Here is a 14,880-nt window from a genome sequence, read left to right as displayed (position 1 = left end):
TTGATGGAGATTTTTCGAGTAGTGTGGGGGGACAATGGCGGACATCACCACAGTTGACCTTGTACAGATAGCATTCTGGTTCCTGGCGGGATGCATCAGTTTCTACTTCAGTATCGGGAACGCACGGGTCTGGACCAGTATCTCGATGGGGTTCTTCCTCATTTTCCTGAGCCAGCTTTACGTTATTGAGAAGGCCCTCGATATGCCGTGGACTGCCTATACCCAACTGGAGGCCATCCACTACATCATCGGTACCGTCTCGATCATGGTCATGACCCACGGGTTCCAGGAGTACTACATCTTCAGCCGCACCCTGGAGATCGGCGGCTCCAAGACAGCGGTCTATCTGACGGTACTTGGTGTTGTCGCAGCCTCGGTTATTTTCGTATTCATCAACCCGGAGCCCCAGTACGCAGTGCTCCGCAACATCAGTATGATCGAAAATACCACGTGGGTGTTCCTCTCCCTGGTCAACCTCGACATGGTCCGGAAAATTTACGCCCAGATTCGCGACTCGGTCATTGCCAAGGGGTTCATCGGCTTCGGTATTGTTTTTATCACCATTTTCCTCTGGAAGGGTGCGGAGCTCTATCTCCAGGTCTACAATTGGGATGCGGACTGGCGGATCATCATGCAGAACCTGGGGGGAGTTGTCCCCGACTCGTATATGGGACGCCGCAACTTCTCGGTCATGGTGCATGACTATGCCGGTCTCCTTTCGGGGTTTTCGGTGGGGGGAACATTCGTTTACCTCTTGAAGCTTCTGCGTTAACGGGCAACTTGCGACAACCCATTCGTGAAAAGGGCTGCAAAGCCCTTTTCTCATTTGCGGACCGGCGAATAGGCTGTTCCGCCGATGCTCGGGGGCTGCATGCACCACCTGTTCGGTGAGTACCTGCAAAATCACGGCTACTGGGTTCTTTTCCTCTGGACCTTCCTGGAGGGGGAAGCTGGTCTCATCCTGGCCGGCTTCCTGGCCTTTCAGGGTTATCTCTATCTCCCTGGCGTGATCGCCACGGCCTTCGGGGGAGCGTTTCTCGGCGACCAGTTCTACTTCTATCTCGGGCGTTGGAAGGGGCCGTGGCTCCTCAAGATGTTCACCCTCATTGCCCGCAAGTTCCGCAAGGCCCTGCGGCTCATTGAGAAGTACGGGACCTTCGTCGCCTTTGTCTCCCGCTATACCTATGGCTTCCGGATCATTTTGCCGATCATTCTCGGCATGACGACCTTTCCCGCGGCCCGCTTCCTCTGGCTCAATCTGGCGAGCGCCTTTCTCTGGGCATCGGTGTTTTCGCTGGCCGGCTATTTTTTCGGCAAGAGCGCCTCGCTGTTCGTGGAGGATGTGAGCCGCTACGAGATGCACCTGCTGGCGATTCTCGCCGGCCTGATCTTCTGCATGTGGCTCTCCCATTTCGTCCTCGCCTGGTTCAGGCGTAAACCGGCCCGAACGAGGCTCAAGAGGATGAGGGAAGGGCGGGAATCCCGCAATGAGTGAGCATTGTGCTGTACTGGAGAATTCGATGACCGATTCAATGAAGGACAGGATTGCGGTTGTGCTCGTGGAACCCCAGAGCCCGGGGAACGTGGGGATGGTCTGCCGGGCCATGAAGAATATGGGGCTGGCTGAGCTCCGCATCGTGAAGGGGTGCTCCCTCGACCATTCTGAGGCATATAAATTCGCTGTTTCCGCCAAGGATCTCCTGGAGGCGGCTCGGGTCTTTCCATCCCTTGAGGATGCCTTGGCTGACACCGAGCTCTCCGTGGCCACCACCCGCCGCCACGGCAAGTACCGGCAGGAGATTTACTCTCCGGGGGAAATCGTGGAGAAGATCGCCGCGAACCTGGCCGGCAACCGGGCGGCTCTCGTCTTCGGCCGAGAGGACAGCGGCCTCACCACCGACGAGCTCTCCCTCTGCCGGTGGCATGCCACCATCCCGACCTCTGCTGAGTATGGCTCCCTGAACCTGGCCCAGGCGGTGATGATTTTCTGCTATGAGTTTTTCAGGGGACTGGGTGATGGACCAGTGGAGGGGGACGCGCGGTCCCTGGCCGGCAGCGCCGAGCAGGAGGCCCTCTTCGGCCAGATGGAACGCACCCTCCTGCGGATCGGCTTCCTCAACCCCCAGAACCCGGCCCACCTCATGCGGACGGTGCGCCGCATCTTCTCCCGGGCCGAGCTGGATGACCGTGAGGTCGCCATCCTGCGCGGCATGATGACCCAGATCGACTGGGCCGCCGACCAGTTCAAGGGGAAAAAGGGACAATGAATGGAGAAACGGTGCTGGGACTGGTGGCCGGCGCGGTCACGAGCATTGCGGTGGTGCCGCAGGTGGCTCGGGCGTACCGTACCAAGCGCGTGCGCGACATCTCGGTCTGGCAGCCGGTGATCCTGGTCGTCGGGATGATTCTCTGGCTCGCCTATGGCGTCATTATCGGGGACATTCCCCTCATTGCTGCCAATATCTTCTCCATCGCCTGCAACGGCATCCTGATCGCGATGAAATTTTGTTATCGCAGGGGTGACAACGGGGTGGACAGTGAGTATCCTTTAGGACAAACCAATCAAGCGGAGGACCTATGAAACGGATCATACTGCTCGTGCTTGCCGCGCTCACGCTCTCAGGGCTGACCGGGTGCGGCTACAACGTCATGCAGGCACAGGAAGAGGCGGTCTTTGCCGCCTGGGGCGACGTGGAGGCAACCTACCAGCGGCGGGCCGACCTGATCCCCAATCTTGTGGAGGTGGTGAAGGGGTACGCAAAGCACGAGGCTGAAACCCTCACGGCGGTGACCGAGGCCCGGGCCAAGGTTGGCTCCATGCAAGTGTCGAAGGAGATGCTCTCGAATCCCGAGACCTTTGCCAAGTTCCAGCAGGCCCAAGGGGAGCTCTCCAGCGCCCTCTCACGCCTCATGGTGGTGGTGGAGCGGTATCCGGACCTCAAGGCGAACCAGAACTTCCTCGACCTCCAGAATCAGCTGGAAGGGACCGAAAACCGGATCAACGTGGCCCGCACCCGGTACAACAAGGCGGTGCAGGATTTCAACACCAGCATCCGGACCTTCCCCAACAGCCTCACCAACAAGCTCCTTCTGCATCTGGAGCGCAAGGAACCCTTCAAGGCTGAAGAGGGGGCAAAGACGGCACCCAAGATCAAGTTCTAACCGTGGACTGAATGAAACGCCTCCTCCTCGCCATAGTAATACTGCTGCTCCCGGCTCTGGCCTCGGCCCTAGATGTGCCGCAGCTGCGCGGGTATGTGAACGACTACGCAGGCATCCTCTCCGCCGGGACGGTGCAGCAGCTGGAGGAGACCCTCTCCGGCTTTGAGCGGAGCGACTCGACCCAGATCGTGGTCCTTACGGTGCCGTCCCTGGAGGGGGATGACCTGGAGACATTCGCGATCCGGGTCGCTGAGGCGTGGCTGATCGGGCAGAAGGGAAAGGACAACGGCGCCATCCTTCTCGTTGCCAAAGCGGAGCGGAAGGTGCGGATCGAGGTGGGTCGCGGGCTCGAAGGAACGCTTACCGATCTCGTCTCGGGACGGATCATCCGTGGCGAGATTTCGCCCCGCTTCAAGCAGGGGGACTTTGACGGAGGCGTCATGGCCGGCGTTGCTGCCATCATGGCCACGGTCAAGGGGGAGTACACTGCCACACCTCGGGATCTCCAGCAGGGTAAAAGGAGCGCCCCACCCCTGGTAGGTCTTCTCTTTTTCCTTGGAGTGGCCTGCATCGTCCTCGGAGCGCTTTCGCGGGTCCTTGGCGGTCTGGCCGGGGCAGCGGGGCTGCCGTTGGTGGCCGCGCTCACTTTTTCCGGACTTGGGGTGGTGGCCCTTGCTGGGCTGGCGGTGGCAGGGTTTTTCCTCGGCATGTTCCTGACGTTCCTCTTTGGTGGGGGCGGAGGAGGACGGGGAGGAGGGAGCCCCTGGGGCGGGACCACGTATGGCGGCGGTTTAGGCGGTGGATTCGGCGGCGGCTGGTCATCGGGGGGGGGAGGCTTCTCCGGTGGCGGCGGCGGATTCGGCGGCGGCGGCGCGTCGGGTGACTGGTGATACGGGCATGGGGGAAGGCGTGAAAATGGCTGAGGAGTTTTTTTCCCCAATGGAGCAGGAACGGGTCCGGGCCGCGGTGGCGCAGGCCGAAGGGATTACCTCGGGGGAGATTGCCACCATGGTCGTAGATTCCAGCGACAGCTACCGGGAGGCGGAGATTCTCGGCGCGGTGCTTTTGTCAGGGCTCCTGTCGGTCATGATTGCCGTGGTGATTCACCATGTGACCATCTGGTCGTACATCCCCCTGGTTATCCTGATTTATTTTCCTTCCTGGTATCTCTTTCGCCTCGTGCCGCGTCTGAAGCTCCCCTTCGCGGGGCGCCGCAGGGTCGCCGAAGCGGTGCGGGAGCGGGCGGTGCGGGCCTTCTACGAAAAGGAGCTCTACCGGACCCGCGAGGAAACCGGCATCCTCATCTTTATCTCTCTTCTGGAGCGCAAAGTCTGGATTCTTGGTGACCGGGGGATCAACGAAAAGATTAATCCCGATTTCTGGCAGAAACTGGCCGCTCAACTTGCCGGGGGGCTCCGGGAGGGGCGGGCCTGCGAAACCCTCTGCACGGTCATTGCCGGGTGCAGTGCCGAACTCGCCAGACATTTCCCTCGCAGGGCCGACGACAGGAACGAGTTGCGGGACGAGATTCTCACCGAGCGCCTTTCTCCTTAGTGCACCCCTTCAGTGCCCGCGCCTATTTTCTGCTTTCTAAGCAGGAGCAGGAACGGCACGGCATCACGCCAAGAAACGTCAATCCAACAAATATGGTTGTAGGCGAGCATCCCCGCCTGGCGCTGGACCATGCCGTAGATGGCGGCCAGGGATGCCTTGTCGGCGGTTTGATTCTTCCACGGCCATGCCTACAGTTCCCCCATTGCTTTTCTGACCCGCGCTGCCGCCACCTGGAAGTCGAAGACGGCCCGGAAATAGTCGGTCCTGATCTGGGTGAGGAGCGTCTGGGCGTCGATGACGTCGGTGGCGGTTCCCACCTGTGCCTGATAGCGGTCGCGGTTGATGCGCAGGTTTTCTTCCCCCTGCTTGATTGCCGTTTCCACTGTCCTGATCCGCTCGGCGGCAACCCGGGCATCGTTCAGCGACGTTGCCAGCTCAAGGCGGATCTGCTCACGTGCCAGGCGGAGGTTGTCGCGCTGCTTTCCCAGGTTCTCCACCGCCTGGCGGTGCCGCGACGTGGTGGCGAAGCCGTCGAAAAGGTTGACGCGCAGCCCCACGGTTGCAGCGTAGATGGCCTGCTCCCGCACCTTGCTGTTGTCCATATAGTCGATGCTTCCCTTGGCGAAGAGCTCCGGGTAGTAGCCGGCCCGAGACTCGGAAACCTCTGCTTCTCCTGCCTCCACCGTCTTGGTGAGAGAGGCGAGTTCGGGGCGGTTCGCCAAGGCCTTCTCTTCAGCTGTTTCAGTTGGCGGAAGGGGCGCCGGGGACTCCTTTTCCTCCAGGTCGGCCCGGAAGGGGAGAGGGCGTCCCGTGAGATAGTTGAGGAAGAGCCAGCGGTTATCCATGAGGTTTGCCGCCGCGAGACGTCTCTGCCGGCTGTCGGCCAGCTTCACCTCGGCCTGGAGAAGGTCGTTTCGTGTTACTACCCCCTGTTCGTAGAGGTTTTGGGCAACCCGCAGGTGGTCGGTTCGCTGAACGATCTCCTCGTCGGCCGCGCCGAGGACTCTCTTCGCTTCGAGTATCCCGTAGTATGCTTCCACCACCTGGAGGAAGACATCCTTTTCCCGGGCGTTGTAGGAGTGGGCCACCGCCTCTTGGAGGAGCGACGCCTTCCGGGTGCGGGAGGCGGTGCGGCCGAAGTCGTAGATGGTCTGGGTTGCCGTGAGGCCGAAGAAGCCGTAGGTGGCGTCCTGGGTCTCCACCTCGCGATCCTGGATACTGACGGCCTGGGGTGCGGCCTGGACAGTGTATCCCCCCTGGAAATCGAGGCGGGGGAGGTAGCCGCTTTTGGCTTGGGCGGTATTCTCGGCGGTGATCCGCGAGTCATGGGCCGTGACGGTCAGGGAGTAGTTGCCGGCGGCCGCCCTGCGGAGGCACTCTTCGAGGGAGAGTGTCTCCGCTGCCGCCGTTGCCACGAGGGAGAGGGCCGCGACTGCGCCCAGAATAACCCTGAATACAGCTGATTGAGGAATGTGCGCGTTCTGTTTTCCCTTCATGGCGAACCCTCCGGGTGTTGGCGCAGTTTATTCAGGATGGAGCGCAGGGCGCTCTGTTCCTCGATGCTAATGGGTGAGAGGAACTTTTCCGTCACCTGGGCAGAGATGGCGCACAGTTCAGACTCCAGTTTCTTCCCTCTTTTGGTGAGGCAAATGCGGTAAGCCCTGCGATCCTGCGGAGTGGGGAGGCGTTTCACAAGGCCGAGCTTTTCGAGCCGGTCGATGAGTCCGCCGATGGTGGTCCGGTCAACCTGGGTTTTCTGGGAGAGACAGGTCTGGGAGAGGCCGTCCTCGATCCAGAGAAAGGCGAGGAGGCTGAACTGGGGCGGGGTCAGGTCGTAGCGGTCTAGCTGTTCCTTGAAGAGCCCGAACCCCCGCTGGTAGACCTTGGCGAGTAGAAAGCCGATGCTGTTCTCGATATCGTACATGGAGTCTCTCCTCGCTATGCCGGGAATGAGGTCATTATACGGACAGTCAGTATGCTGTCAATTTAGGCGCCATAATGGATGGCAGAAGTGCGGCGCGAGAATCAGAGAAAGTCCTTATTCCGGATTCCGTATGCCTGAATCTGCCTTCTGCATCACGGTTGCCGGCTCCTTTTCGGGGATTGGCCGGTAGAGGGTGCGGTACATCTCCGCATTGGCGAGAACCTTCTTCACGTACTCGCGGGTCTCGGGATAGGGGATGTTTTCGATGAACTCGTCATCGCGCTGGTAGGGGAGCGTGCGGCGCCAGCGGTCCACGGGGGTGGAGCCGGCGTTGTAGGCGGCCACGGCAGCCACAATGCTGCCATTGTATTGCTGGAGCAGTCCCTTCAGGTGGCGCACCCCGAGGCGGATGTTGAAGCCGGGGTCGGTGAGGCGTGTGGAGATGCTGGTGCCGTTGGCGTTCACCATGGCCTTGGCGGTGGACGGCATGAGCTGCATGAGTCCTACCGCGCCGGCAGGGGAGACGACGGTTGGCGAGAAGGTGCTCTCTGCCTTGATGACGGCGTAGATGAGCTCTTCGGCTACCCCGTGGTCCGCGGCCTGGCGCGTCACTGCATCCCGGTAGGCCTTGGGGTAGAGGAGCCCCCACTGGGTGAGGGAGTCGCTGTCGACCCGGCTGGGGATGCTCCCCCGGTAGATGGCCGCTGCCGAGTTGAAGTCTTCCATTTCCTGGTAGAGGCGCGCCACTCCCAGGAGAGACTTCTGCTTCAGGCCGTTTTTCTTCCGGATGGCGGCAAGCTCCCTCCGGGCCTCGTCATGGAGTCCGACGGTGATGAGGAGCTTGATCCGTTCGAACCCGGCAGGTATCGGCAGGGACAAGGCTGCCGGTTCGGCCGCGAGAGAAGGGGTTTGCTCTTCGATATTCAGCGCTGCCCGGACCTGGCGGCCGTAGAAGGAGACGGGAAACTCCTCAAGGACACGGGCAAAGGCTGCTGTGACCCCATCTTTCTCGCCGGCCGCCTCCAGGGCGCGGCCGTGCCAGTAGAGAGCCCGCTCCCGGTAGTCTGGGGAGGAGTGGAGGTTCTCGAACGCCTTGGCAGCACTCCGGAAATCCTTGATTCCATACAGGGCCCACGCCGCCTCCCATGTGGCCCGCTGCCGGAGCTTCGCATCGGTGGTGACGGCCAGGAGCCGGTCGAGGAGGACATACTGCTCCTGATACCGCCCCTGGAACTTGCGGATGAAGGCGGCCTCCAAAAGCGCATCATCTGCCAGCTCGCCTGGCGGCACGGCCCCGGCCACAGAAAGGTAGGCGGCGAAGGCTTCCTCGCTTCTGCCGGTCCGCTCCAGGGCCATTGCATGCCAGAAACGGGCTTCCTCGGCCAGGGCCGGCTTCAGCTCCTGCCTGACGAGTCGGGCGAAAGTCAGCTCGGCATCCTTGCGTCGGCGGGCCTTGTAGAGGGCCTGGCCGCTCTTGAGGGTGACCTTTGCGACAAAATCGGCCGGCTGGTCTGAAAGGGGGACGGCGTCGAAGGCCTTGACCGCCTGCTGGTAACGGCCGAGGTTGTAGAGGGTGTTGGCCCGCTTGAAGAGCTCATCGGCGGTGTAGGGGGCGGCGGCGAACCCGCGGTTTGCCAGCTCACGCATGTTCTCTTCGGCATCTTCGGCCACCGGCGAGGCGGGGTAGGCGAGCCAGAGGCCCCGCAGTTCCTGTGCCGCTTTCTCTGCTTCGCCGAGCCCTTCCCGGCAGCGGGCCGCTTGGTGTATGGCGGTAATGGAGTCGCTCCCCGAGGGGTAGATCTCCACGAAGCGAATGTAGGCTGCCTGAGCATCCTTCAGATCCTTGCGGGCAAAGAGTATATCAGCCTGGAGCATACGGGACCGGCGGACAAGGGGGCTCTCGGGCCAGTCGCGGAGCAGGCGCTTCACGGTCTCAAGGGCATCGTCGTACCGGGCGGTGCGGTAGAATGCGTCGGCCTGCCAGAAGAGGGTGTAGTCGGCCACGAGGGGGAGCTCCTTCGCCGCCTTGCCGAGGAGATCGGCGGCTTCGGCCCACTCTTCGAGGCGGTAGGCTGCGACGCCGGCTATCAGGTCCTTCTCCGGCGTGTCGGCCGCGCCTTTGGCACTGTCCAGCGCTCCGCGGTAGTCCTTGAGCTTGAGCCGCTGGGCTGCATTGGCCAGCTTCACGTCCAGTGAAGGGGTGAGATTCTGGGAAGAGGCGGAAACCGCCAGGCAGAGGAGCAGGGCCGTGGCAAGCATCAAACGGTGGGGCATGGGCATTGGACCTTCACGGAAAAAAATGGAATGGGGCAGATACGTTCGGTGAGCAAAAAGCCGGCCAGAGTGCTTCATGCCGGCGTTTGACCCATACTACCCGTACCCCCCGGCAAAAATCAACCATGAAGAGGCAATGAAATGCAGGGGGCTGTTTGCTTGAATCCGTATACCCATGAGTCTGCTGCAAAAGGTTACCATGGTTTAAATCAATCAACCCTCCTGTGGACCGTAGGCTGCCATGAAAACATCAATGGCACGATCAGTAACGTGTTTGATCTCCTTCTCGCTGACTTCTCCGAGGAGTTGAAACAGGAAACGCTCCATGAGTTCGGACTCCAGCAGGCTGAGCAGATGCAATGCCGCGACAACCGGATTGGCCTGCCGGAGCCTGCCAAGTCCCATTGACGTCCTTAAGAGGTCTGCAACAAGATCCTGCCCGCGCAGTACACCGCGCTCGAACATAAGCCGCCCAAGATCGCTTCGGCCAGACACAGAGATAGCCAAATGTCGATTTGCCCTAACGGTTGGCGAGTATAGAAACGTCAGCCAACGTCTGCCGAAATCACGCAGTGATGCGGCTATATCTTTCGCGGCAGGATCTATCGTAAGGAAGACTGCCTCGAATTCAGTGTTATTGGAGTGCGTCATCACCTCAAAAAACAATTCATCCTTGGACGAGAAATAATTGTAGAGCGTCGCTTTCGAACCGCCCACCCGGGCGCAGATTTCTGACATCGAGGTCCGCTCGAACCCATACTCCTGGAAAGCCTCTGCCGCCACCGCGAGAATATGTTGCCGTTTTGTGTCGGATTTTTTTGCCATGCTCGTGTGGTTTCTCCTTATGTATTTGGATGAGCGACACGGTCGTTGTGCCATAAATCTGCTTCGAATGTTCATTTCCTGCGGGGCAGAAAACAAATCACCGCGACTATGGCCCAACAAACCATTGCTCCGAATACGATAATTTTCAACAGGATTGTCGATACCATATGATAAGTCAATGCCGGAACAGCAGATGGATGATGTTTGTCGGGAAATCTTGAGATGGTTCGGCAGTAAGGATGACGTAAAAGATGAGCAGGACGATAAGAGCAATCACGCTGTATAACAACAATCTGGAAGTTTCCATAGCAAGCACCAAGCATGAGAATGCCGACTCCTGCGGCATTCAATCCCTGTTCTTGTCAACCGGGAGTTCACGGTAACCGGAGCGATGTACCAGCACCGGGATGGTCGAGTGCGTAAGTACCTTCTGGGTCTCGCTGCCGAGCAACAATCCACTGATGCCGCGGCGCCCATGGGAAGCCATGAAAATCAGGTCGCATCCGTTCTTGCTGGCCGCTTCGATGATGGCTTCATAGGGTTCTTCACTGACCAGAGCCACCGTGCCGCACTCAACCCCCGCTTTCTCGGCAATCTTTCCGGCTGCATCCAGAATGTCATTGGCGGTGCCAAGCATCTTTTCGCGGAACGTGGCGAATGTGTGCGTATCGAAGATGGCCCCCGCACCGTAGTACATCTTGGGAGCCGGTTGTACGGCACAGAAAAAAGTGATACGGGCACCGGCTTCCCTGGCGAATGAAACGGCGCGGGTGACAGCCTCCTGGGAAAGCGGAGAACCGTCGGTTGGAACAAGTATGTGCTTGAACATGGAAACCCTCCTCAATGCCCGCCGGCTGACGGGTCCACAACCCGGCTCGGCTTGGGCGCAATCCAGATAACCGAAGCTGCAATAAAGAACGTGATACCGATGGCCCACATCAGTTGGTTGGTGGCCAGCATGACGCTTTGGCCGGTAATTGCGTAGTCGATAACCTGATTCACCGCATCGTCGGGGGCGCCCGAGTTCTCAAGCATGGTTCGCACGCTTCGGTCACTATCGGCGAGCCCCACCAGCTCGGCGTGGTTGCGCGTAATCTGGTTGGCCCAGGTGGTGGTCACAACGGAGGTGGCAAAGGCGCCGGAAAGGGTGCGCAGGAAGTTCATCAGCCCCGCGGCGGAGTCCATTTCGCGCTCTTCGGCACTGGCCAGGGCCAATCCTTGCGTGGGGATGAAGAAAAACGGCAGGCCGAATCCCAGAAACACCAAGGGGATGGCGATGTTCCAGAAGGTCATGTCGGTGGTGGCCACGGTACGCCACAGGGTGTCGATTCCGAGCCAGATGACGCCGCCGAACACCAGTTTCCGGGCATCGACCCTGGTTGTCAGTTGGGCCACCAGCGGGGCAACGAAAAACGCGGCCAGCCCGGTGCCGGCCGTGGCCAGGCCGGCTTGCGTAGCGGTATATCCCATGAAATTCTGCAGCCAGAGCGGCGTCAATACGCTGACCCCGAAGAAGGCGGCAAACGCCAGGCTGATGGTCAGCACGCAGGCGGTAAATCCGCGATGGCGGAAAACCTTGAGGTCGACTACGGGATGCTCCTCATAGAGTTCCCAAATAATGAAGGCGGCAAAGGTGATGGCCGCAATAATGGCCAGGACAACGATCTTACTGGAGGCAAACCAGTCGAGGTTCTTCCCTTCATCCAGTATGAGCTGCAGTGACGCGACCCAGATGATGAGCAGGACCAGGCCCACCCGGTCGATGGGGTTGCGAACCAGGGGTTCGCTATAACGTTTCAATAATTGCCAGGCGAAGAATCCTCCTGCGAAAGCGACCGGCAGGTTGATGAAAAAAATCCATGACCAACTGTATTCATCGCAGAAATAACCGCCAAGAATGGGGCCCAGCACCGGAGCCACGAGGGTCGTCATCGACCATAACCCCAGGGCCGCGGCTGCTTTTTCCTTGGGGAAGATCCGCATCAGCAACGTTTGCGACAGCGGCATCAGCGGCCCGCCGGAAAAGCCCTGAAAGATGCGGGCGACCACCAGCAGCCCCAGCGAATTGGCCAGGCCCGACACGAGAGAAAAAATGCCGAAGAACACCATCGCCCAGACAAAGACCCGTACCGCCCCGTACCGTGCCGACAGCCAGCCCGTCAGCGGTACGGTAATGGCCTCGCCTACGGCGTAGGAGGTGATGACCCAGGTGCCCTGGCTCACGGTCGCCCCCAGGCTTCCGGCGATGTTCGGCACCGCAACGTTGGCGATCGTCATGTTGAGGACCGCGATAAAGTTGGCTGCTGCAAGAATGACCGCCGCCAGCCAGAGCATGCCGCCGGAAAGCTGCGTATCGCCGTTGACCGGCATGGTTGGTGATGAATCGTGATGCATAATGTGTCCCTGTTCAGTTCTTGCCGCGAGTATCTATCCTGGCCGTCATGGAAAGACCGACTTTGAGCGGGTTCTTCTGCAATTCAGCCGGTTCGAGCTTGATGCGTACCGGCAGGCGCTGCACTACCTTGATCCAGTTGCCGGTGGCGTTCTGGGCCGGTATGGCGGAAAAGGCTGCTCCCGAGCCACCCGAAAAGCCTTCGACGGAACCGTGGTAGGTCACCGACTTTCCGTAAATATCGGCGTGGAGCGTGACCGGCTGGCCGACACGGACCTTTTTGAGCTGAACTTCCTTGAAGTTGGCATCCACATGCATTTCCTGCACGGGGACCACAGAGAGCAGGGGCATGCCGGCCTGTACGCGCTGGCCGACCTGTACCTGGCGTTTGGCGACAATGCCGTCGACCGGTGCCCGTATCACCGTCCGCTCCAGGTCGACCGCGGCCTGGTCGCGGCGGGCGCGGGCCAGCGCGACTTCGGGGTTAGTGTCCACGGTCGTGCCGGCAATGAGAACGGCATTGGCTTCGCGAGAGCTGATTGCGGTGCTGCGGTTTGCCCTGGCCTGCGCAATGGCGGCCCGAGTGGCGTCCAGGCTGGCCTTGGCGGCGGCAAAGGCGTTTTGGGCGCGGGTGAGTTCATCGCCGGATACCGAACCGGATGTCGACAATGCTTTCCGGCGTTTCAGGTCGATTTCGGCCCGCTCGAAATCAGCTTCAGCCGAACGGAGCTGGGCATCTGCACGTTTCTCATCGGCCCCCCGGGCCGTGATCTGGGCATTCAGGCTGCTGTCATTGGCCATGAAACCCTTGACGCGTCGGATCGCCCGCCCCAGGTCGGCTTCCGCCTGGGCAAGGGCGAGCCTGGCGTCGGTCTGGTCGATCCTGACGAGAACGTCCCTTTTCCTGACGGCCTGGGTATCGGTCACGAGCACCTCGCTGATGGTCCCGCCGACCGATGGGGTCACCTGGGCAACCTCGACCGCGGCATAGGCGTTATCGGTGGAGACAAAGTTGGAGCTGTACAATAGCCGGTAAGCCATGGCGCCTACAGCCGAGATGGCAACGACCGCCGCAAGCGTAATAAGCAGTTTCTTGCGGCGATTGGTCTTGGTTACATTGGTGGGAACAGATTTGGCAGTGTCAGGCATGACGGCATCTTCTCCTGTTAAATAGTATTGTGCTGGTATCCGCCACCAAGGGCGCGCTGCAGGGAGACATCCAGTATCAGTGCCCTGGATTTGAGGCTGGTGAGGATACGCTGATTGTTCAGCAGGACATCTTCCGCGTACAGGACTTCGATAAAGTTGGCGAGTCCCCCTTCGTAGCGATTGCGAGCCACCCGATGCGCCTCAGCCGCTTGCGTGACAGCTTCCTCCCCTTTCTCCAGCTGTCGTGCCAGTGCCTTGATGCTGAGGGCTGCATTGGCAACGTCTTCCAGGGCATGGGTGACCGTTGCGTTGTAGTTGGCAACCATCTCGTCATAGGTCGCGGACCGTTCGCGAAGTTCACCCTGCAGGCGGCCGGCAGTGAAGATCGGCAGCGACACGGCCGGTCCGATCCCGCCGATATCCGATCCGGCTTTTGTCAGCATGTTCAGCCCCAGCGACTGCACACCGATGAAGGCGGCCAGGTTGACGTTGGGATAGAACTCTGCCTTTTTCTGATCGATGCGGTGCAATTGAGCTTCGGCCAAAAGACGCGCCATGATCACCTCCGGGCGTCGCCCCAGCAGGTTTGCCGCCAGTTCTGCCGGCACCCCGAAATTACTGCTAAGATTGACCGTCGGACGCTGCAGGGAAAGTGCCCGGTCCGGCCCGGCGCCTGCCAGGGCAGCCAGGCGGTTACCGGTCAGGCCGATCTGCTCGTCGATGGCGAACAGATCACCCTCGGCTCCGGCCAGTCGGGCTTTGGCCTCACTGACGCTCCCCTGGGTTTCCATGCCGTTGGCGAATCGTTCCGCAAAAAGTTCAACCGTCTTGCCGCGGATATCCACCGTACGGGCGGCGGTATCCCGTAGCGCATGGAGCCCGGCCAGATCCGAGTAATTCATGGCAATGGCCGCCGCGATGTTCAGCCGCACCAGAGCTGCCTCGGCACGGCTCGCCTCCAGTTGAGAGGTGGCCGCCGCCAACCCCGCACGGTTCTTGCCCCAGAAATCGATCTCCCAATTCAGGTTGATCGTTCCCAGCCCGTAATCCTGCCAGCCGTCAGAGGCTGGGGATCGGGGAATCAGGTGGTTGTAGCTGATCTTCTGCTCAGTCACCGAGGCATTGGCGCTTACCTGCGGAATCAGGGCGGATCTGGCTACCTTGATGTATGCTTCGGCCCGGCGCATGCGTGCCGCTGCCGCGGCCATGTCCGGCGAATCGCGCATTGCCTCGTCAATCAATGTGACGAGCTGAGGATCGCCATACGACTGCCACCAGCGTTCTGCCGGCCAATTGCCGGCGGGTGCTGAAAATGATGCTGTGGTCTGATAGTCGGAAGAAGGTTTCATGCTGTGGAGCCGGCCGGTTTCCGGAAGCATGGCGCAGCCGCCAAGGCCTGTCGCCACGAGCAACGCGATGGTGATAATCAGCCGTTTTGGAGACGATGTGGACGGTAGTGATTCAAGAATCATCTATAAGCTCTCCCACGCTCTTGATTTAAAACTGTACCGTACGGTACAGAATTAAAAAGGTAATGTCAAGCCACAAAACTCACCAGCAAATTCCACTGGGTCACGAATCAATTTGGTGGAGAAAGAGC

15 protein-coding genes are annotated in these 14,880 nt (G+C 60.2%); 7 read left to right on the top strand and 8 right to left on the bottom strand.

Annotated elements, in window-relative coordinates; translation table 11 throughout:
* Positions 1-34: 34 nt before the first annotated feature.
* The 7 genes from RCH91_RS13240 (at position 35) to RCH91_RS13210 (ending at position 4,716) form a co-directional block, all read left to right on the top strand.
* Positions 35-772, top strand: coding sequence for a hypothetical protein (locus RCH91_RS13240; RefSeq protein ID WP_306535437.1), 738 nt, complete (start codon positions 35-37; stop codon positions 770-772).
* Between the two features lie 99 nt (positions 773-871).
* Positions 872-1,495 (top strand): DedA family protein, encoded by a 624-nt coding sequence (locus RCH91_RS13235; protein ID WP_306535436.1) that lies wholly within the window; start codon positions 872-874, stop codon positions 1,493-1,495.
* Between the two features lie 25 nt (positions 1,496-1,520).
* Positions 1,521-2,267, top strand: a complete 747-nt coding sequence (locus RCH91_RS13230; protein ID WP_306535435.1) for an RNA methyltransferase — start codon at positions 1,521-1,523, stop codon at positions 2,265-2,267.
* Positions 2,264-2,581 (top strand): SemiSWEET family sugar transporter, encoded by a 318-nt coding sequence (locus RCH91_RS13225; protein ID WP_306535434.1) that lies wholly within the window; start codon positions 2,264-2,266, stop codon positions 2,579-2,581. Before RCH91_RS13230 ends, RCH91_RS13225 begins: the two co-directional genes overlap by 4 nt.
* Positions 2,578-3,162 (top strand): LemA family protein, encoded by a 585-nt coding sequence (locus RCH91_RS13220; RefSeq protein ID WP_306535433.1) that lies wholly within the window; start codon positions 2,578-2,580, stop codon positions 3,160-3,162. The genes RCH91_RS13225 and RCH91_RS13220 overlap by 4 nt, the downstream gene beginning before the upstream one ends.
* Positions 3,163-3,173: 11 nt before the next feature.
* Entirely contained in the window at positions 3,174-4,052 is an 879-nt protein-coding gene (locus tag RCH91_RS13215) for a YgcG family protein (RefSeq protein ID WP_306535432.1), read from the top strand.
* Positions 4,053-4,059: 7 nt separating this feature from the next.
* Positions 4,060-4,716, top strand: coding sequence for a TPM domain-containing protein (locus RCH91_RS13210; RefSeq protein WP_306535474.1), 657 nt, complete (start codon positions 4,060-4,062; stop codon positions 4,714-4,716).
* A 188-nt stretch (positions 4,717-4,904) separates the two neighbouring features.
* Here RCH91_RS13210 and RCH91_RS13205 read toward each other — a convergent pair whose 3' ends face one another.
* The 8 genes from RCH91_RS13205 to RCH91_RS13170 all read right to left on the bottom strand — a co-directional run bounded on the left by RCH91_RS13205 (position 4,905) and on the right by RCH91_RS13170 (position 14,752).
* Entirely contained in the window at positions 4,905-6,212 is a 1,308-nt protein-coding gene (locus tag RCH91_RS13205) for a TolC family protein (RefSeq protein WP_306535431.1), read from the bottom strand.
* Positions 6,209-6,640, bottom strand: a complete 432-nt coding sequence (locus RCH91_RS13200) for a MarR family winged helix-turn-helix transcriptional regulator (protein WP_306535430.1) — start codon at positions 6,638-6,640, stop codon at positions 6,209-6,211. The genes RCH91_RS13205 and RCH91_RS13200 overlap by 4 nt, the downstream gene beginning before the upstream one ends.
* A gap of 114 nt (positions 6,641-6,754) precedes the next feature.
* Positions 6,755-8,914 carry a transglycosylase SLT domain-containing protein gene (locus tag RCH91_RS13195; protein WP_306535429.1) on the bottom strand — a complete coding sequence of 720 codons (2,160 nt, stop codon included), beginning with the start codon at positions 8,912-8,914 and terminating at the stop codon, positions 6,755-6,757.
* A gap of 213 nt (positions 8,915-9,127) precedes the next feature.
* Positions 9,128-9,739 (bottom strand): TetR/AcrR family transcriptional regulator, encoded by a 612-nt coding sequence (locus tag RCH91_RS13190; RefSeq protein ID WP_306535428.1) that lies wholly within the window; start codon positions 9,737-9,739, stop codon positions 9,128-9,130.
* 346 nt (positions 9,740-10,085) lie between these two features.
* A complete protein-coding gene (locus RCH91_RS13185) occupies positions 10,086-10,568 on the bottom strand; it encodes a universal stress protein (protein WP_306535427.1) in 483 nt (160 codons plus the stop codon).
* Positions 10,569-10,579: 11 nt separating this feature from the next.
* Complete coding sequence (locus RCH91_RS13180; protein WP_306535426.1) at positions 10,580-12,109, bottom strand: DHA2 family efflux MFS transporter permease subunit; 1,530 nt, start codon at positions 12,107-12,109, stop codon at positions 10,580-10,582.
* Between the two features lie 37 nt (positions 12,110-12,146).
* On the bottom strand, positions 12,147-13,280 hold the full coding sequence (locus RCH91_RS13175; RefSeq protein ID WP_306535425.1) for an HlyD family secretion protein: 1,134 nt from the start codon (positions 13,278-13,280) through the stop codon (positions 12,147-12,149).
* A gap of 17 nt (positions 13,281-13,297) precedes the next feature.
* Entirely contained in the window at positions 13,298-14,752 is a 1,455-nt protein-coding gene (locus RCH91_RS13170; RefSeq protein ID WP_306535424.1) for an efflux transporter outer membrane subunit, read from the bottom strand.
* Positions 14,753-14,880 lie beyond the last annotated feature (128 nt).

This window comes from Geobacter sp., assembly GCF_030834625.1.
GTDB lineage: Bacteria > Desulfobacterota > Desulfuromonadia > Geobacterales > Geobacteraceae > Geobacter.
The sequence above is the reverse complement of the archived record's forward strand: the minus strand, read 5'-3'. Positions and strand labels throughout refer to the sequence as shown.